This window comes from Pseudomonas sp. FSL R10-2964 (assembly GCF_009600035.1).
Lineage (GTDB): Bacteria > Pseudomonadota > Gammaproteobacteria > Pseudomonadales > Pseudomonadaceae > Aquipseudomonas > Aquipseudomonas bubulae.
In genome coordinates, this window is sequence record NZ_WIWH01000039.1 from 40,854 (window position 1) to 58,590 (window position 17,737).

General features: G+C 59.5%; 17 protein-coding genes. 4 read left to right on the forward strand and 13 right to left on the reverse strand.

Annotation, left to right across the window (positions count from 1 at the left end):
* The first annotated feature begins 67 nt into the window (after positions 1–67).
* From GHN92_RS19585 to GHN92_RS19595, 3 genes are read left to right on the forward strand one after another with little or no spacing between them, the layout of a single operon-like run.
* Positions 68–358 carry an iron transporter gene (locus GHN92_RS19585; RefSeq protein ID WP_095002853.1) on the forward strand — a complete coding sequence of 97 codons (291 nt, stop codon included), beginning with the start codon at positions 68–70 and terminating at the stop codon, positions 356–358.
* Positions 355–1,893: a PepSY domain-containing protein gene (locus GHN92_RS19590; RefSeq protein WP_153380871.1), complete on the forward strand. Its 1,539-nt coding sequence runs from the start codon at positions 355–357 to the stop codon at positions 1,891–1,893. The genes GHN92_RS19585 and GHN92_RS19590 overlap by 4 nt, the downstream gene beginning before the upstream one ends.
* 1 nt (position 1,894) lies before the next feature.
* Complete coding sequence (locus GHN92_RS19595) at positions 1,895–2,230, forward strand: DUF3325 domain-containing protein (protein ID WP_095002851.1); 336 nt, start codon at positions 1,895–1,897, stop codon at positions 2,228–2,230.
* A gap of 104 nt (positions 2,231–2,334) precedes the next feature.
* Here GHN92_RS19595 and GHN92_RS19600 read toward each other — a convergent pair whose 3' ends face one another.
* From GHN92_RS19600 to GHN92_RS19620, 5 genes are all read right to left on the reverse strand, one after another.
* Complete coding sequence (locus tag GHN92_RS19600) at positions 2,335–3,003, reverse strand: amino acid ABC transporter permease (protein WP_095002850.1); 669 nt, start codon at positions 3,001–3,003, stop codon at positions 2,335–2,337.
* Positions 3,004–3,006: 3 nt separating this feature from the next.
* Positions 3,007–3,735, reverse strand: a complete 729-nt coding sequence (locus GHN92_RS19605; protein ID WP_095020718.1) for an amino acid ABC transporter permease — start codon at positions 3,733–3,735, stop codon at positions 3,007–3,009.
* Positions 3,736–3,869: 134 nt separating this feature from the next.
* Positions 3,870–4,676 (reverse strand): ABC transporter substrate-binding protein, encoded by an 807-nt coding sequence (locus tag GHN92_RS19610; RefSeq protein WP_095002848.1) that lies wholly within the window; start codon positions 4,674–4,676, stop codon positions 3,870–3,872.
* A 117-nt stretch (positions 4,677–4,793) separates the two neighbouring features.
* Positions 4,794–5,663 carry a DMT family transporter gene (locus GHN92_RS19615; RefSeq protein ID WP_138738305.1) on the reverse strand — a complete coding sequence of 290 codons (870 nt, stop codon included), beginning with the start codon at positions 5,661–5,663 and terminating at the stop codon, positions 4,794–4,796.
* The gene (locus tag GHN92_RS19620) at positions 5,660–6,421 is read right to left on the reverse strand and encodes an iron-containing redox enzyme family protein (protein WP_238705515.1); all 762 of its coding nucleotides are present in this window, start codon (positions 6,419–6,421) and stop codon (positions 5,660–5,662) included. The genes GHN92_RS19615 and GHN92_RS19620 overlap by 4 nt, the downstream gene beginning before the upstream one ends.
* Before the next feature lie 142 nt (positions 6,422–6,563).
* Between GHN92_RS19620 and GHN92_RS19625 the strand changes: the two genes are divergently transcribed.
* A complete protein-coding gene (locus GHN92_RS19625) occupies positions 6,564–7,442 on the forward strand; it encodes a LysR family transcriptional regulator (RefSeq protein ID WP_095032047.1) in 879 nt (292 codons plus the stop codon).
* Positions 7,443–7,580: 138 nt separating this feature from the next.
* Here GHN92_RS19625 and GHN92_RS19630 read toward each other — a convergent pair whose 3' ends face one another.
* From GHN92_RS19630 to GHN92_RS19665, 8 genes are all read right to left on the reverse strand, one after another.
* Positions 7,581–9,188, reverse strand: a complete 1,608-nt coding sequence (locus GHN92_RS19630) for an ABC transporter ATP-binding protein (protein ID WP_153380873.1) — start codon at positions 9,186–9,188, stop codon at positions 7,581–7,583.
* Between the two features lie 8 nt (positions 9,189–9,196).
* On the reverse strand, positions 9,197–10,219 hold the full coding sequence (locus tag GHN92_RS19635) for an ABC transporter permease (protein WP_095026695.1): 1,023 nt from the start codon (positions 10,217–10,219) through the stop codon (positions 9,197–9,199).
* Positions 10,219–11,289: a microcin C ABC transporter permease YejB gene (locus GHN92_RS19640; protein ID WP_153380875.1), complete on the reverse strand. Its 1,071-nt coding sequence runs from the start codon at positions 11,287–11,289 to the stop codon at positions 10,219–10,221. The genes GHN92_RS19635 and GHN92_RS19640 overlap by 1 nt, the downstream gene beginning before the upstream one ends.
* Position 11,290: 1 nt before the next feature.
* Positions 11,291–13,126: an extracellular solute-binding protein gene (locus tag GHN92_RS19645; RefSeq protein WP_256666515.1), complete on the reverse strand. Its 1,836-nt coding sequence runs from the start codon at positions 13,124–13,126 to the stop codon at positions 11,291–11,293.
* A 177-nt stretch (positions 13,127–13,303) separates the two neighbouring features.
* Positions 13,304–16,030: a TonB-dependent receptor gene (locus tag GHN92_RS19650; protein WP_095026692.1), complete on the reverse strand. Its 2,727-nt coding sequence runs from the start codon at positions 16,028–16,030 to the stop codon at positions 13,304–13,306.
* A gap of 220 nt (positions 16,031–16,250) precedes the next feature.
* Positions 16,251–16,652 (reverse strand): biopolymer transporter ExbD, encoded by a 402-nt coding sequence (locus GHN92_RS19655; RefSeq protein WP_048369966.1) that lies wholly within the window; start codon positions 16,650–16,652, stop codon positions 16,251–16,253.
* Positions 16,652–17,356 (reverse strand): MotA/TolQ/ExbB proton channel family protein, encoded by a 705-nt coding sequence (locus tag GHN92_RS19660; RefSeq protein ID WP_095002841.1) that lies wholly within the window; start codon positions 17,354–17,356, stop codon positions 16,652–16,654. Before GHN92_RS19660 ends, GHN92_RS19655 begins: the two co-directional genes overlap by 1 nt.
* Before the next feature lie 53 nt (positions 17,357–17,409).
* Positions 17,410–17,737: energy transducer TonB (locus GHN92_RS19665; RefSeq protein WP_153380878.1), on the reverse strand; the 328-nt coding region annotated here is incomplete at its 5' end.

A 17,737-nucleotide genomic window follows, 5' to 3' on the forward strand; every position in this document is an offset into this window, starting at 1 on the left:
AACGGGTGTCGCGCCGTTGTCGCATCTGGCGCAGGCAAAAACCGGAGCTCGATAGAGGATTGAACACATGAAACTTGCAACGTCGGCCTGGGCGCCGATCGTGTCTCGCACACTGGCAGCACTGGTTGGTGGTTATGTCTTTACCTATGCCTTTACTGCGGCATTGGCGCGGCTGCTGCCGCTGGACAATGTAGACGCGATGATCGTCGCCAGCCTGCTGTCGTTTGTGATCTACACCTTCGCCATTTTGTGGGCATTTGCTGCCCGCCACCAGTGGTCGGCCTGGATGGGCGCGGTGCTCGCCGTGCCCCTGGCCGCCATCGGTTTTTGGCCGCAACTGCTGGAGCGACTGGGATGAAACAGACCCTGACCCAATCCATGGCCTGGCTGCACACCTGGGGTGGCCTGATCGTCGGCTGGTTGTTGTTCGTGATCTTTTTGACCGGCAGCCTGGCCGTGTTCGATCAGGAGATCGACAACTGGATGACCCCCGAGCTGCCGGCCCACCACCTGACCGATGAGCAGGCCGCGCAACGCGCACTGAGCTACTTGCAGACGCACAAGGCTGACGCAAAACAGTGGGGTATCAGCCTGCCCTATGAGCGCTCGCCGCAATTGCAGGCCTCCACCGGCGGGCGCCGTGATGGCGTGTCGGTGACCCTGGACCCGGATACCGGCGAGGTGATGCCGGTTCGCGAAACGGTAGGAGGGCGGTTTTTCTTTCTGTTCCACTTCACCCTGCACATGCCGCGCATGATCGGCATTTACCTGGTGGGTGCGCTGGCCATGGGCATGCTCGCGGCTTTGGTCAGCGGCATCGTGATCCACAAGAAGTTCTTCAAGGAATTCTTCACCTTTCGTCCCGCCAAAGGTCAGCGCTCGTGGCTTGACGCGCACAACGCCAGTGCCGTGCTGTTGCTGCCTTTTCACTTGATGATCACCTACACCGGGCTGGCGATTTTTCTGGTGATCTATATGCCTGCGGCCATGGATGCATTGTTCGATGGTGACCGCGAGGCCTTTTTCAAGGCGCAGGACAAGGCGCCGGCCAGCGTTGCCGTACAGCGCCCGGCAACCGCAGAGCCTGCACCGCTGGTGGCCCTGGGGCCGTTGCTGAGCCAGGCCCGGGCTGTCATGGGGCCGTTGGGCGGGATCAGCATCAGCAACCCCGGCATGAGCAATGCCGAAATCCAGATTCGTCCGATCCTGGGCAATCGCATTGCCCTGACCAAGGGCCAGGGCATGCGCTTTGACGGCGTCACCGGCGAGCAGTTGGCCGGCCCCACTGAAATGCGCCCAACGGTGCTGACCCATCGGGTGATTTCCGGGCTGCACTTTGCCCAGTTCGGCGGTTACCCGATGCGCTGGCTGTACTTTATTTGCGGGCTGATCAGCAGCGCCATGATCGCCAGCGGGCTGGTGCTGTTCACCGTCAAGCGGCGGCGCAAGTACGCCAGCGAAGGTCGGGTTGCCCAGGTGCTTTACCGTTTAGTCGAGGCGATCAATGTCACCGTTATGGCGGGCTTGAGCCTGGCTTGTATCAGCCTGTTGTGGGGCAACCGGCTGTTGCCGTCGGGGATGACCGAACGGGCGGATGCTGAATTGAATGTGTTCTTTGGCATGTGGGCGTTGAGCTTTGCCCATGCCTTGCTGCGCCCGCGCATGCAGGCCTGGCGCGAGCAACTCGGGTTGGCGGGAGGGTTGTGCCTGGCCTTGCCGTTGTTGAGTGTCTTCACCGTCAACCGGCCTTGGGCACTGCACAGCTGCATGGGCGTCGAGCTGACTGCTATGGCCCTGGGCGCTTTGTTGCTGTGGGCCTGCTGGAAAGTCTCGCAACCGGCGGTTGAGCGGGTGCCACGTAAAAAAACCGCCGTCATGGCCGAGGTAAATTGAGATGCTGGCTGATTATTTTGCTGCACTGGCGTTCGCTTACATCGGCATGCTTACCTTGTGCCAGGGGTTGGAGCGTCATTACAAACAGGTGTGGGGAAAGCCGCCTGCGGCCCGCTTGCGCCGTGTGCTACGGGTTGCCGGTTGGCTAAGCCTGGGGCTGAGTTTCTGGTTTTGCGGGTTGGCCTGGGGCTGGGCGATGGGGCCGGTGGGCTGGTTTGGCATGATCTCGTTGAGCGGTTTTAGCCTGCTGATGCTGTTGCCGTATCGGCCGCGACTGGCCGTGTGGCTGCCAATGGGCTTTGTGCCGGTTTGGGCGGTGATCGCAACCTTGCACTGATCGTTGTGGGAGCGGGCCTGCCCGCGATTTGGACAACGCGGTCTGCCAGGCAAACCGCAGTGATGCCATCGCGAGCAAGCCCGCTCCCACAGGTGAGAAGGTGGTTAGCGCTTGACCCACCGATTGGCCATCCAGTCCAGGCCACTGCACAACACAAAGTACACCAGCGCCACAAACAGGAAGATTTCCGTCGGGTGCACCATCACCCGGTTGCTGATCTGGGTGGCAACAAACGACAGCTCGCCGACCCCGATCACGTACGCCAGCGAGGTGTCCTTGATCAGTGAAATCCATTGGTTGAGGAAGGAGGGCAGCATCATCGGCAGGGCCTGCGGCAGAATGATCAGACGCAACACTTGCCAGCTACCCAGGCCGAGAGCCTTGCCCGCCGCCCATTGCCCGGCCGGCAGGCTGCTGATCCCGGCATACACCGAGTGGGCCAGGTACGCACCGCCGATCAACGACAGCGCACACACCACGGTGGCCAGCGCGGGTACATCGACCTTGAACAGGATGGGCAGCAGGAAGTAACTCCAGAAAATCAGCATCACCACCGGAATTGCCCGCAAAAAGCCCAGCACACCCAACAACAGCCAGCGCACCTTGCCGCGAATCATCACCAGGGCAATGCCCAGCACCAGCCCCAGCAGTGCCGAGATGATCCCCGACAACAGGCTGAGCAGCAGCGTCAGTGCTGCACCGCCCAAAGGTCCGTTGGGCCAGGCGCCGAGCATGAAATACGAAAAGTTGTCGCTGATAACCGAAAAATCCATGACTTACACCCCTCCCTGGCGATACCACTTGCTGCGTGCAATCAATTGGCCAAGTACTTCGAGCAAGGCAATGCTGGCCACATACAGCAGAGTGGCAAAACCGAAGGCCTGAAAGGTCTTGAAGGTTTCGGTCTCGACCTGACGCGAGGCGTAGGACAGCTCGGCCAAGCCAATGGCCATGGTCAGAGACGAGTTTTTCAGGGCGTTCATATACTGGCCCAGCAACGGTCCCAACGCCGTGCGCAGCGCCTGCGGGAACACGATATAGCGCCACACCTGTGCCGGCCTCAAGCCCAGCGCCAGACCTGCCGCCCGTTGTTCCACCCGCACCGAACTGACACCGGCGCGAAACTCCTCGCAAATAAAAGCGGCGGTGTAGAGCATCAGCCCCCAGAACCCGGCGAGAAACTCAAACGACGGCCAGTCAACTTCAAACAGCCCCAGTGACAGGCTGCGCGGCTGGTTGAGCCACATCACCAGCCCTTCGGGCAGCATGGCCGTGACCCCGAAGTACCAGAAAAACAGCTGCACCAGCAGTGGCGTGTTGCGAAACAGGGCCAGGTAGGCCCGTGCCGGCCACGACCACACACGCAAAGGCGAGATGCGTGCCAGGCACAGCAAAAACCCCAGCCCGGTAGCCACCAGGCAGGTCAGCAGGGAAAGGATCAGGGTGAGGACAAAACCATCGAGCAACCAGTGCAGGTATTGCGGGGCAAGCAGTTCACCGAACATAGAAACAGCGTCCATCCAGAAACGAGCAAACCCGTCCGGTTGACCGTGACGGGCTGAAGGAGACAGGAACTGTGGGAGCGAGCCTGCTCGCGAAAAGTCTTCGCGATCAGGCTCGCTCCCACAGAGGCAGTGGCTTAGCTCTTGTCGCCAATCTTGTACAGGCGGGTCAGCGGGGTCTTGGTGGTCGGGCCGAACCAGGCGTCATAAATGCCCTGGGCCTTGCCCTGGGCTTCGAGGTCGGTGAGGGTCTGGTTGACCACCTCGGTCAGGCGCGCTTCGCCTTTAGGAATACCGACACCGATCAGGTCATTGGAAATGGTGAACGGCGGCACTTCGTATTTGTCCTTGTCCGGCACATTGGCCAGCAGGCCGATCAGCTTCGGGCCGTCCTGGGTGATGGCCTGGACGTTACCGTTGCGCAGGGCAGTGAAGGCGAACGGGGTGTCATCGTAGGCCACCACTTTGGCACCGGGGAATTTCTCGCGCAGCACGCCTTCATTGACCGTGCCCTTGTCCACCCCTACGCGCCATTTGTTCAGCTCCTCGGGGGATGTGAGGGTGCCTTTCTTGACGATAAATTGCTGGCCCGAAGCAAAGTACGGAATGCTGAAATTCACCTGCTCGGCGCGCTCGGGGGTGATGGTGAAGTTGGCCAGTACCAGGTCCACCTTGTTGGCCACCAGTAGCGGTACGCGGTTGGCCGGGTTGGTTGGCTGCAACTGCAACTTCACGCCCAGCTTGTCGGCGATGGCCTTGGCGTAGTCGACGTCGAGGCCTTCGATCTGCTTGCTGTTGGCATCGACAAAACCAAAGGGCGGGTTGCTGTCGAAGGACGCCACGCGCAGCACACCGGATTTTTTGATGTCATCCAGACGATCGGCATGGGCCAGGCCAGACAGGACAGCCAGGGTCAGGGCGGTGAGGGCAGTGAATTTTTTCATTTCGTTCTCATCATGAGTTGGAAGAGTTATGACGAGAGTCTTGCAGGAAAATTAGCTTTTAAAAAAGAATATAAAATGATTTATATATTCATTTTAGGAATAACAAAAAGCATGTCTTTACCGCACGCGACTCATCGCCATCACACTGGCTAATATGATGGCTGCGCCGGCCATCACCCCCATCGACACGGTGCTGCCCAACACGACGGCCGCCATCACCATTGCCACCGGCGGGATCAAATACATGACTCCTACTACGCGACTGACCTCGGCGCGGGCCAACACAAAGGCCCAGAACAGATAGGCCAGGGCGCTGGGGAAAATCCCCAGCAGTAACACCGCCCCGTTCACCCGGGCCGGCGCATTCAAGACTGCATCCACGAGCCCCGGCACGTATACACCCAGCAGCAAGGTCCCGCTCCAGATCGTGTAGCACACCAGAGTCAAAGGGCTGTAGCGGTTGGAGTAATGTTTTTGCAAGGCGAAATAGACGCTCCAGGAAAACGCCGCGAGCAAAACCAGCAAGCCCTGGGGCCTGAACCCTGCGAGGCCTTTATCGCTGATCACCACCACCAGCGCGCCCAGAAACCCCACAGCCACCCATAACCAGCGCCAGCCGCTGACAGTTTCTTTCAAAAACACCCGTGCGATCAGGGTGCTGAACAGTGGTGCGGATTGTGCCAACACGCTGGACGCGCCGGGGCTGATCCAGCGCTGGCCGAAATTGAGCGCCACGTGATGCAGCACAATGGCGAAAAAGCCCAGCACGATCAGCCAGGGCACATCCCTGAGCCGGGGCAGGCCAATGCGCAACACCAGCGCAACAGCCGCCATAAAGACCGAGGCAATCAAAAACCGCAGCAACGCCAGATGCCCCGGAGAATAATCCTGCAGGCCGATGTTTATCCCGATCGGTGAATAGGCCCAGCACAGTACGACAGCGGCCAGGGCTGCGATTATTTGCTTCCTTGTGTGCGAACACTTCAAATGTTTATTTCCAACGTCTTAGCGTCTTCAATAGCTCGTGCTATTCCGTTCCAGTAGTTTTCTGTGATGTCGAGAAAGCGTTTGAAGCCAATGGTTAGTTCGGCCAAATCAGCTTCGTTGCTGCACTCAAGCGCTGCTGCTATTAGTGACTGAACTTTATGCTCTTTTTCAGCTTCTCCAATATGGATGTAAAAATATTCACACCACTCGTGGAATTCATCATTGTTGGAATACAAGTTTTGATAATTTCGTGCGCCCTCGTATAAACGTGTCAGCATTGAATACGCAAGCCACTCTTGGGCAAGCAGTGCTCCTAGAGCATGACTTGACGGTCGTCCTTGCTCAGCGGGTGCATACAGTGCTTCCTGCTCTGCAATAAAGAGATGTGTTGAGGGTAAGACCTCTCCCGCCTCTAACTCGTCCAAGGTGTATTTTCTTCCGGCTAGACGACTTAACAGGTCAAGTAAGTACTTTTCTAAAAGCACACTGTGTGCTTTTTTTGCATCGCCGTTGCCTAACTCAGAGTATAGGTTTTTGACGATTTCTGCTCTTGCTGAAATGTGCTTTGCATGTAAAAAAGAAAGCGCGACCATCAAGGCTGTACGACATGTCCTGGCCCAATAATTTTGCGCAAATATTTCTACCTCCCGGAGCTTCATTGGAGAGCCTAACCAGCGTTGATAGAATGCGTTGTTCAGCGCGCCATGGTCAAAGACGGAATGTGCCAATGCTTCAATAACTGCCTCTTTAGTGTCCACGCTGTCCACTCCATTATGGTTTTTATTTTTTGGGGGTAACTGTCTTGATTCAACAAAGCTATTTACAGACCTCAAATTTTGTCAGTTTATTAATTCATGACAAGTGATATATAAAGATTTCTGTAATCATCAGGAGTGAACCATGGAGCTTAGCCAGTTGCGTATGGTCAAGTCGGTGGCAGAGTGCGGCAGCATCGCGCTGGCGGCTCAGCAACTGCATTGCGTGCCGTCGAATATCACCACCCGGATCAAACAGCTGGAGAGTGAGCTGGGCACCGCGTTGTTTACCCGTGCGGGCCGGGGGTTGTGCATCAGCCCGGCGGGCCAGGTGTTTGTCGGCTATTGCGAGCAGATCCTGGCGCTGGTCGACCAGGCCCGGCGTGCCGTGCAGCCCCATGCCGTGCCTGCGGGCAAGCTGCGTATCGGCGCGATTGAGTCCTGTGCCACAGGGCGGTTGCCGCCGATGCTGGCCGAGTTCCATCAGCGCTATCCGCATGTGACCCTGGAACTGGTCACTGGGCAATGGCGGCAACTGATTGATGATGTGCAGCACCACCGGCTCGACGGCGCCGTGATTGCAGGGGGCATCGATCAGCCAAAACTTACAAAAACCCCGCTTTATCACGAGCCCCTGATAGTGATTGCCAGCCCGGCACTCGCACCGCTTACGGGTCTTGGGGATATGCATCAACACACGGTGTTCGCCTGGCCACCCGGTTGCCCGTACCGCGCCGTATTGGCGCGAGGGTTGGCGGTGCAGGGGCTTGAAGTCAACTGGGTCGATTACGCCAGTTGGGGCAGTATTATTGGTTGCGTCAGGGCGGGTGCGGGTCTGGCGTTGGTGCCTGAAGGGCTACTTGAGCATTTTGGCGTTTGCGTTCAGTTGGCACGCTACCGATTTGCCGAACTGGAGCCGGTCCCTAACCAGTTTTACTGGCACAGTGAAACCGGCCATCACAGTGCCCGGGAGGCGTTTGCCGAGTTGTTGGCCGAGCTTGTAGACCCTGCCGACACCTTGTAGCCGCTGACGAGCGGAGCGAGGCTGCGATCGGCTGCGCAGCAGTCGCAAAATCTGATACCGCGGAGTGCCAGTTGAGTCCGCTGCCCAGGTTTTACGGCCGCTGCGCAGCCGATCGCAGCCTGCGTTCCTCGTCAGCGGCTACACCGCATCGGCAAGCGCAGTTTTCCGCATCTTCAAGCTGCTGGCCTGCAGCAATTCCCGGGTATAGGGGTGTTGCGGGTTGTCGAAGATGGACTGCGCATCCCCTTGTTCCACCACCTTGCCGTCCTTGATCACGATCATGTCGTGGGCCAGGGCATGCACCACCGCCAGGTCGTGGCTGATAAACAGGTAGGTCAGGCCATGCCGGGCCTGCAGGTCGCGCAGCAGGTCGACCACCTGTTTTTGCACCGTGCGGTCCAGGGCCGAGGTGGGTTCGTCGAGCAGTATCAGCTCCGGTTCCATGACCAGCGCCCTGGCAATGGAGATGCGCTGGCGCTGCCCGCCCGAGAACTCATGGGGGTAGCGATGACGGCTTTGCGGGTCCAGGCCCACTTCCTGCAAGACCCGGATCACCGCCGCCTCGCGCTCTTGCTCAGTGCCAATGTCATGGGCCAGCAAGCCTTCGCTGATGATCTGCTGCACCGACATGCGCGGGCTCAGGCTGCCAAACGGGTCCTGGAACACCACCTGCATTTGCCGGCGCAACGGGCGCAACAGGTTCTGGCTGAGGATGTTCAGTTGTTTATTACCGAAGCGGATTTCGCCCTCTGAGTCCACCAGCCGCAAAATAGCCTGGCCAAGGGTCGATTTGCCCGAGCCGGACTCGCCGACGATGCCCAAAGTGCGGCCTTTTTTCAGTTCAAAACTGACCCCATCCACCGCCTTGATAAAGTGTCGCTCGCGGCTGAACAGCGGTTTTGGCAGGGGGAACCAGACTTTCAGGTTGTCCACTTGCAGCACGTTGTGACGGTGCTCTCCCGGTACCGGTCGGCCACTGGGCTCGGCCTCGATCAGCATGCGGCTGTAGGGGTGCTTCGGCTCGTTGAACAGGGCCTCGCAACTGGCCTGCTCGACAATCTCGCCACCGCGCATCACGCACACGCGCTGGGCAATCTTGCGCACCAGATTGAGGTCGTGGCTGATCAGCAGCAACGACATGCCCAGGCGCTGTTGCAGGTCGATCAGCAGTTCGAGGATTTTTTGCTGCACCGTCACGTCCAGCGCCGTGGTCGGCTCATCGGCGATCAGCAGTTCCGGCTCATTGGCCAGGGCCATGGCGATCATCACCCGCTGGCGCTGCCCGCCAGACAGTTGGTGCGGATAGGCATTGAGGCGCTTGGCCGGTTCGCGGATGCCCACCAGTTCCAGCAGCTCCAGGGTGCGCTGCCGCGCAGCGCGGGTTTTCAGGCCCTTGTGGGTGATAAGGATTTCACTGATCTGTTTTTGCACGGTGTGCAACGGGTTGAGCGAGGTCATCGGCTCCTGGAAGATCATCGCAATGCGGTTGCCGCGCAAGCTGCGCAACTGGGCTTCGCTGGCATGCACCAGATCGACACCGTCGTAGCGGATGCTGCCTTGGGTCTCTACAGCCTTGCCGGGCAGCAGGCGCAGGATCGAATGCGCGGTTACCGACTTGCCCGAGCCCGACTCGCCCACCAGCGCCATACACTCGCCACGGCGGATATCGAGGTTGATGCCGTGAACCACTTCTGCCCCGGCAAAGCTCACGCGCAAGTCGCGGATTTCAATCAGTGTGTTGGTCATGTCAATTCTCAGGTCCGGGGATCGAAGGCGTCGCGGCAGGCTTCGCCGATAAACACCAGTAGCGACAGGATCAGCGCCAGGGCGCAGAACGCAGTCAGGCCCAGCCAGGGTGCTTGCAGGTTGCGCTTGGCCTGGCCGATCAGTTCACCCAGCGAGGCGGTGCCTGGCGGCATGCCAAAACCAAGAAAATCCAGCGCGGTGAGCGTGGCGATCGCGCCCGTCAAAATAAACGGCAGGTAGGTCAGGGTAGAAGTCATGGCGTTGGGCAGGATATGCCGACGCATCAGCGCACCGTCGGTGAGGCCCAGTGCCCGCGCCGCCTTGACGTATTCCAGATTGCGTCCGCGCAGGAATTCAGCGCGCACCACGTCCACCAGTGCCAGCCAGCTGAACAACGCCATAATCCCCAGCAGCCACCAGAAGCTGGGCGCCACGAACCCGGACAGGATGATCAGCAGATACAGCACTGGCAATCCCGACCATACCTCTTGCAGACGCTGGCCGAGCAGGTCTACCAGGCCGCCGTAGAAGCCCTGGAAGGCCCCGGCACTGATGCCCACGACAGCGCTGATGGCGGTCAGGATCAAGGCAAACAGGATTGAAATCCGTGCACCGAAAATCACCCGTGCCAGTACGTCCCGTGCCTGATCGTCGGTGCCCAGCCAGTTAGTCGCGGAAGGCGGGCTGGGGGCTGGCTCCTTGAGGTCGTAATTGACCGTGTCGTAGCTGAACGGGATCGGCGCGAAAAGCATCCAGCCGCCCTGGTCGGCAATCAGTTTGCGTACGTAGTCGCTGCTGTAGTCGGGCTCGAACGGCAGTTCGCCACCAAAGTCGGTTTCGACGTAGCTGGAGACGATCGGGAAGTACCAATGGTCCTTGTAGTGAATGGCCAGCGGCTTGTCGTTGGCGATCAGCTCACCGCCCAGGCATAGGGTGAACAGCGCAACAAAGATCCACAGCGACCACCAGCCACGGCGGTTGGTCCTGAAGTGGGCAAGGCGGCGACGGCCCAGAGGAGAGAGGGTAAACATCAGGCAGTCCTCGCCGAAAAGTCGATACGGGGATCGAGCAGGGTGTAGCAGAGGTCGCCGATCAGTTTGATCAGCAAGCCGAACAGGGTGAACAGAAACAGCGTGCCGAACACCACTGGATAGTCCCGTGACACTGCGGCCTCGTAGCTCATGCGGCCGATACCGTCGAGGTTGAAGATGGTTTCAATCAGCAGGGAGCCAGCAAAGAACACCTCGATCAGCGCCTGGGGAATCCCGGCCACCACCAGCAGCATGGCGTTGCGCATCACATGGCCGTAGAGCACACGGCGTTCGGTCAGGCCCTTGGCCCGTGCCGTGACCACATACTGGCGGCTGATTTCGTTGAGAAAGCTGTTTTTGGTGAGGATAGTCAGGGTGGCAAAGCCGCCGATCACCAGCGCCGACACGGGCAGCACCATATGCCACAGGTAGTCGCCGATCTTGCCGAAGAAACTCAGGCTGGTGAAGTTGTCCGAGACCAGCCCTTGCACCGGAAACCAACTGACATAGCTGCCGCCGGCAAACACCACGATCAGCAAAATGGCGAATAAAAACGCCGGCATGGCGTAGCCGATGATGATCGCGGTGCTGGTCCATATATCGAAGGCGCTGCCGTTGTGGATGGCTTTGCGGATGCCCAGCGGTATCGAGATCAGGTAGGTGATCAACGTCGCCCATAATCCCAGGGAGATGGTCACAGGTAGCTTCTGCAGGATCAGGTCAGTGACTTTGGCACCGCGGAAAAAACTGCTGCCGAAATCCAGCTGCGCATAGTTTTTGAGCATCAGCCACAGACGCTCGTGCATGGGTTTGTCGAAGCCGTAATGCTTGGTGATCTCTTCGATCAGCGCTGGGTCCAGGCCACGGCTGCTGCGGCTGGCACCGCCACCGCCACCCGCCATGTCGCGGGCCCCGCCGCCTACGCTGGGGCCGCTAAAGCCCTGCAAGCGGGCGATGGCCTGCTCCACCGGGCCTCCGGGAGCGGCCTGAACAATCAGGAAGTTGACCACCAGAATGCACAGCAGGGTGGGGATGATCAGCAGTAAACGTCGACTGATGTAATGCAGCATCTCAATGACCCTCCGACGGTGTGCCGGTTGCTTTCATGGCCGCGTTGGTTTGTGCGGTTTTGCTGACTTCCCACCAGGTGTTCAGCCCTTCGTCATACTTGGGCTCCTGCGCCGGACGGCCAAAGCGGTTCTGGTACACGGTCGGGGTGCCCACCGAGTAGTAGTTGGGAATCATGTAGTAGCCCCACTGCAGGACGCGGTCGAGGGCGCGGGCGTAATGCACCATTTCGTCACGGCTGTTGGCCTGCACCAGCCCGTCGAGCAAGGTGTCCACGGCCGGGTCGCGCAGTACAAAGGAGTTGGAGGAACCCACTTGCGTGGCGCTGCGCGAGCCGTACATGTCGTACATCTCGCGGCCTGGTGAGACGATGGGGTCGCCGCTGCGCGGGAAGCCGACGACGATCATGTCGTAGTCACGGGCATTGAGCCGGTTGACGTATTGCGCCGAGTCGATCTTGCGAATGTCCATGGTGATGCCGATCTGCGCCAGGGTGCGTTTGTACGGCAGGATCATGCGATCAAAACCGCCCTGGCCATCGAGAAAGGTGAACCGCAACGGCTCGCCCTGAGCGTTGACCAGTGTATTGTTTTTTGCGCTCCAGCCCGCCTCTTTGAGCAGGGCCAGGGCTTGCAGTTGCTTATCGCGGATATAGCCGCTGCCATCGGTTTTGGGGGCCTGATACACCTGCGTGAATACCTCGTCGGGGATCTTGCCGCGCAAGGGTTCAAGGATTTGCAGTTCGCGGGCATCGGGCAGGGCAGTGGCGGCCATTTCGCTTTTCGGGAAGTAGCTCTGTTGACGCACATAAAAGCTGCGCATCATCTGCTTGTTGGTCCACTCGAAATCCCATAACAGACTCAGCGCCTGACGTACTCGGCGGTCCTGGAAGAACGGATTTTGCAGGTTGAAGGCAAAGCCCTGGGCTGCGCCGGGTTTTTCCTTGGCAAACACGCCTTTTTGCAAGCGGCCATCGGTCAGCTTGGGGCTGTCATAGCCGATGCTGAACCCGGTGGCCGAGAATTCGCGGTTGTAGTCAAAGGTTGCGGCCTTGAGCAGCTCGCGGGCCACGTCGGTATCGCCGTAAAAATTCACGGTCATGCGGTCAAAATTGTAGAGGCCCTTGCTCACGGGCAAGTCCTTGGCCCACCAGTTTTTATTGCGCTCAAAGCTGATGCTGCGGCCGGGATCGACCTGTGCCACGGAGTACGGCCCGCTGCCCAGCGGTGCCTCAAAGCCGCCGCCATTGCTGAAATCGCGGGTTTTCCACCAGTGCTCAGGCAAGATCCGCATGCTTGCCAGATCCAGCGCCAGGGTGCGGTTCTGGTTGCTCTTGAAGTTGAAACGCACTTGCAGCGGGCCTTCGATTACCACGTCCTGGACCTCGCCATAGAGCATGCGATAGCTCAGGCTGCCTTTGGTCATCAGCAGGTTGTAGGTGTAAGCCACATCCTCGGCGGTGATTGCTGTGTCGTCGGCAAAACGTGCCTTGGGGTTCAGGTAAAAGCGTACCCACAGACCGTCCGGGTCGCGCTCCATTTTTTGCGCCACCAGACCGTACACGGTGTAGGGCTCGTCCAGTGAGCGAAAGGCCAGGGGTGAATAGACCCAATCATTCACTTGTGCGACTCCGGTGCCTTGGTCGACATAGGGCGTGATGTAGTTGAACTGGCCGATTTCCATCGACGCACGGCTCAGAGAACCGCCTTTGGGCGCATCCGGGTTTACGTAGTCGAAGTGTTGGAAATCGGCCGGGTATTTAGGTGCTTCGCCATAAACGGTCATGGCCTGACTGGGCGCGGCGTTGACGCCAATGCATACGCAGGCCAGCACAGGCATCAGCAGCGTGCGCAGCAGGGGCAGGAGTAATGAAGACATGATGGGTTTTCCTTGTGCCGCGTGTTGAACCATCGAGTGCTTGGAAAAACCCCCGCCGCATGCGCGTGAACTGGCGGCGGGGTTGCGATTTCGCAGTTGCACCGGCACGTGCAGGAGTAGGCAGGTGCCGGTGATCACTCAGAAGTGGTACGTAGCGCGGGCGAAGAAAGTACGGCCCATTGGGTCGGCATAACGCGGATCGTAGCCACTTTGAAAGTTATAGGCCTGATTGGAGAACGGCGGGTTGCGGTCGAACATGTTTTTGATCCCCACATCCAGGTCTACGGTTTTGTTGAAGGTGTAACCGCCCGAAATATCCCACAGGGTGTAAGACGCTACACGGGAGTGGGTGTCCGGGTCGGCGTCGTCATAACCGCTGGTGAAGCGGTTGACCAGCGAGGCACGGTACGCGCCCAGGTTCCAGGTGCCGCTGAGCACGTGCTTCCAGCGCGACACCACGCCGGTGCCTTCAAAGGCGTCGACACGGCTGGTGTAATCACCACCGATGGTGGTCTGGTAGTCATAGCGCGACACATAAGTGCCTTGCAGGCCCAGGCCGAACTGGCCGTACGGGGTGTTCGGGAACTTGTAGTCCATCGACACGTCGACACCGCTGGTTTTTACCGCACCCAGGTTGGAGTTGCCGGTGACGATGTAATCCAGCGAGCCATCGGGGTTGCGCACATAGCGGTCAGCATAAAGCGACGGGTCGTCGAAAACCGTGGACTCCGGGAACTCGTTGATCTGGTTGGCGATATGAATCCACCAGAAGTCCAGGCCCATCGACAGGTTGCGCACGGGTTGATAGACAAAGCCCAAGGTCACGTTACGGGCCTTTTCAGGAGCCAGTTTGGTGTTGCCGCCGGTTTGATTGCGAAACTGCTGGCCGCAGTCGCGACCGGCGTTGCCGCCCGGTTGCACGACACCGCCGGTGCACAGTACCGGGTCGTTGTAGTAGCCCTGGGTGTAGGTGGTGTATTGCGCGTTGTACAGCTCATACAGTGACGGTGCGCGGAAACCTTCGCTGTAGGCGCCACGCACCACCAGTTCCTTGACTGGCTGGTAGCGGAACGAGTACTTGGGGTTGGTGGTGCTGCCAAAGTCGCTGTATTTGTCATGACGTACGGCTGCCGACAGTTCGAGGCTGTCGAGGACCGGTACGTTGAGTTCGGTGTAAGCCGCCTTGACAGTACGGTCGCCTGTGACACTGGCATTGGGGTCTACGCCCAGGCTGCTGATATCGGCTGCATATTGCTCATAGTCCTGGTGGAACTTCTCCTGGCGGAACTCGCCACCGATAGCCAGGCCTGCCGGGCCCGCACCGAACCAGTCGCCGATTTCACGGCTCATGCGTCCATCCAGGCCCGTGACCCGGCCTACGGAAGACGCGTACTGACCGTGGTAACGGTTGGCGTCAATCAGCGCCTGGCCAGCCGCGGTTTGCGGGCCGAAGGGGTTGATGATGCCATCGGCGATGCCATTGATCATGGCCGCGTCGCTGACATAGCCGCCGCTAAGGCTGGAAATCACCTGGTTCTGGTTATACGAAGCGCCAACGTTGTAGTCCCAACCTTTGGCGACACCATCGAAGCTCAGCACCAGGCGCTGGCTGGTGTTCTGATCCTTGGCCTGGCGGGCACCGGCAGCGGTTTCGCGCCAGTTGAGGTCGATCGGTTGCGTGGGGTCGAAGCCAGGGTTGGTGGAGGGCGGTGTGATGCCCTTGCCGGGGAAAAACGGCGAGGACGGGTCCATGGTCAGGCCGGTGAGCGGCGCCGGGGCGATCGAGGTGGCGTTGTTGTTGCGGGCAAAGAAGTACTCAAGGTTGACGTTATCGACATCAGTGATCTTGCCGGTGGCCTTGCCGAAGAACGAAGTCTTTTCGGTTTCCGGTAGCAGGTCGAGATAATTGCGCGTATCGAAGCGGCACACGCCTTGGCGTGCAACCAGATCCGGGCCATTGCAACTGCCAGAGGACAGCGGGTTGGTACTTACGCCACCCTGGCTGTAGTTGGCCGGGTATGAAGTGCCGGAGGTCTGATCCAGCCCCCGGCCCGGAGCGTAGCTGGTGGCGAAGGTACGGTCCCTGGCTGCCAGGCTGTCCTGTTTGTTGTAACCGACCACACCCATGATGTTGAAGCGATCCTTGTCCAGGTCGCCGTAGCCCCAGCTGGCACTCAGGTCATGGCTGTTGCCGCCACCGCTGGCATCCGCGCCTTCGCCGCCGAGGGAAAGGGTGCCATCGGTCATGGACTTTTTGGTGATGAAGTTGATTACGCCGCCGATGGCGTCAGTGCCGTACAAGGCCGATGCGCCGTCGCGCAATACCTCGACGCGGTCAATGGCGGCAAACGGGATGGTGTTCAGGTCTACCGCAGAACCGTCAATGGCGTTATTGCCCAAACGGCGGCCGTTAAGCAGCACCAGGGTCTTGTTGGCGCCGATACCGCGCATGTCGGCAAAGCTGGCACCGCCTGTGGCCTGGCCCACGGAGCTGGCCGAGTTTTGCAGCGATTGGTTACCGGTGACGCGCTGCATGATCTCGGCCGTGGTGGTCACGCCTTCGTTGCGCAACTGCTCGGCGCGCAGGATGGTGATGGGTACGGCAGTTTCGGCATCCACCCGGCGAATCGCCGAGCCAGTGACTTCGACCCGATCCAGTTGCGTGGTGGCTGGCGCTGGTGCCGCGTCAGTGCTCACCGCCGGGGTGCTCACGGTAGTGCTCGAATCATCCGCTGTAGTCACTTCAGCTGCTTGCAACTGGCCCGCGCTCATCCCCAGAGCAACCAGATACAACGGCACGAAGCGATGCCGTTGCAGGCTTGCAACGAGCGGTTTGAGGGTGAAACCTGAACTCTTCATCTGCATGGTTAATTCCGACTTTTTCAGACGTTTATTGGAATGGCCTTGTGAGCCCTCATGACTCCAGTTGGGTTATGTCGACCCGGGCAAAACACTTTTTTCAAGCAAGCCGCTCCCCTGCAGGGGCCAAAAGCCCCTGCGCGGCGTGGGTGGTGCGTGGTTACATCAGGATCAAAAGCCCCTCACCCTGACCTTCTCCCTTTGGGAGAGGGTTGGGGTGAGGGCTTCATCTGGCGGTCATCACCGATATCTTGGTAATGCCCGAGCGTTCAATGGAGGCCATGGCCTTGGCCACCTGGCCGTAGTTGACACCTTCGTCCGCCTGCAACTGCACGCGCACTTCCGGATCCTGGGCTTTCACGTCCTGCAGGCTTTTCTCCAGGAGTTCGGGGGCCACCTCGTTCTTGGCCAGGAAGAACTTGCCGTCCTGATCGACGCTGACCACCACCGGGTCTTTTTTCTTTTCGGTGGCCACGGCGTCGGTCTTGGGCAGGTTGATCTTGATCGCGTTGGTCATCATCGGCGTGGTCACGATAAACACCACCAGCAGTACCAGCATCACGTCCACCAGCGGGGTGACGTTCATTTCGCTGAGTACTTCGTCACTGTCCTGAGTTGAGAAAGACATCAGCTTGCCTCCCGCACTGGGGTGCGCTTGTTGGAAATGGCCTGACGGTCGATGGCAAAGGCGCTGCGCTGGGCGAGGGCGTCGAAGTCATGGGCAAAGTCGTCCATGTTGGCCGAGGCCAGCTTGAGGCGACGCAGGAAGAAGTTGTAAATCAGCACTGCCGGTACCGCGACCGCGATCCCCACACCGGTGGCGATCAGGGCATGACCGATGGGCCCGGCCACGGTCTCCAGGCTGGCGGAGCCGGTTGCGCCGATGGTTTGCAGCGCTTCCATGATTCCCCACACGGTGCCGAACAGACCGATAAAGGGCGCGGTGCTGCCGATACTGGCAAGTATCGCCTGACCGCTTTCCAGGGCGCGGCGCTCTTTTTGGATCTGCTGGCGCAGGTTGCGCTCCAGACGATCGGAGCGGTTGATGGTGTGGGCCAGTTGCTGGGTGGTGCGCGGGCTGTCATCAACAATCATGGCTTCAAAACCACTGTTGGCGATGCGGGCCAGGGCACCGGGGTACTGGCTGGCGTGTTCGGCCGCCGTCAGCAGGTCAGGGGCTGCCCAGAAGGCTTTGCTGAATTGCGAGTTTTGCGCTTTCTGGCGCAGGTATTGCGATGACTTGATGAGCAGCAAGGCCCAGCTCACCACCGAAAACAGCACCAGTGCCCAGAGCACCCCGGGGACAATCATGGAAGACATAGACTCGTTCATGGTTACACCTCACACGGCGGCTAAATAAAAGTTAGTGTCGGCACCCGGCTGGGTTATTCCGGCAATTTGAAAGAGATGGTCTGGGTGGCAAATCCTTCGATGGGGGTATCCCCTCGTTTGGCCGGGACAAACTTCCAGTTGCGTACGGCTTCTACAGCCGCGTCATCGAGTGCCTGTTTACCGCTGGATTTGGTGACCTCCACCGTCCCGGCGCGCCCGTTGGGCAGTACCTTGATTCGCAGCACCACAGTGCCTTCCCAACTGCGTCGCAAGGCCAGGGATGGGTACTCGGGCGGCGGGTTGCCAAGGCTGGCGAGCCCCGATACCGCCGCGGTTTCCTTGACCGGACCGGGTGCTGCGGCAGGCGCCGCGGGTGCTGCT

What these genes read in the sequence shown, in the direction of transcription:
- GHN92_RS19645 (WP_256666515.1), bottom strand. Translation starts at nt 13,126, where the DNA reads ATGCCTGTGCTGGCCTGCGTATGCATTGGCGTCAACGCCGCGCCCAGT.
- GHN92_RS19625 (WP_095032047.1), top strand. Translation starts at nt 6,564, where the DNA reads ATGGAGCTTAGCCAGTTGCGTATGGTCAAGTCGGTGGCAGAGTGCGGC.
- GHN92_RS19585 (WP_095002853.1), top strand. Translation starts at nt 68, where the DNA reads ATGAAACTTGCAACGTCGGCCTGGGCGCCGATCGTGTCTCGCACACTG.
- GHN92_RS19595 (WP_095002851.1), top strand. Translation starts at nt 1,895, where the DNA reads ATGCTGGCTGATTATTTTGCTGCACTGGCGTTCGCTTACATCGGCATG.
- GHN92_RS19605 (WP_095020718.1), bottom strand. Translation starts at nt 3,735, where the DNA reads ATGTTCGGTGAACTGCTTGCCCCGCAATACCTGCACTGGTTGCTCGAT.
- GHN92_RS19610 (WP_095002848.1), bottom strand. Translation starts at nt 4,676, where the DNA reads ATGAAAAAATTCACTGCCCTCACCGCCCTGACCCTGGCTGTCCTGTCT.
- GHN92_RS19635 (WP_095026695.1), bottom strand. Translation starts at nt 10,219, where the DNA reads ATGTTTACCCTCTCTCCTCTGGGCCGTCGCCGCCTTGCCCACTTCAGG.
- GHN92_RS19630 (WP_153380873.1), bottom strand. Translation starts at nt 9,188, where the DNA reads ATGACCAACACACTGATTGAAATCCGCGACTTGCGCGTGAGCTTTGCC.
- GHN92_RS19655 (WP_048369966.1), bottom strand. Translation starts at nt 16,652, where the DNA reads ATGTCTTTCTCAACTCAGGACAGTGACGAAGTACTCAGCGAAATGAAC.
- GHN92_RS19590 (WP_153380871.1), top strand. Translation starts at nt 355, where the DNA reads ATGAAACAGACCCTGACCCAATCCATGGCCTGGCTGCACACCTGGGGT.
- GHN92_RS19650 (WP_095026692.1), bottom strand. Translation starts at nt 16,030, where the DNA reads ATGCAGATGAAGAGTTCAGGTTTCACCCTCAAACCGCTCGTTGCAAGC.
- GHN92_RS19600 (WP_095002850.1), bottom strand. Translation starts at nt 3,003, where the DNA reads ATGGATTTTTCGGTTATCAGCGACAACTTTTCGTATTTCATGCTCGGC.
- GHN92_RS19640 (WP_153380875.1), bottom strand. Translation starts at nt 11,289, where the DNA reads ATGCTGCATTACATCAGTCGACGTTTACTGCTGATCATCCCCACCCTG.
- GHN92_RS19660 (WP_095002841.1), bottom strand. Translation starts at nt 17,356, where the DNA reads ATGAACGAGTCTATGTCTTCCATGATTGTCCCCGGGGTGCTCTGGGCA.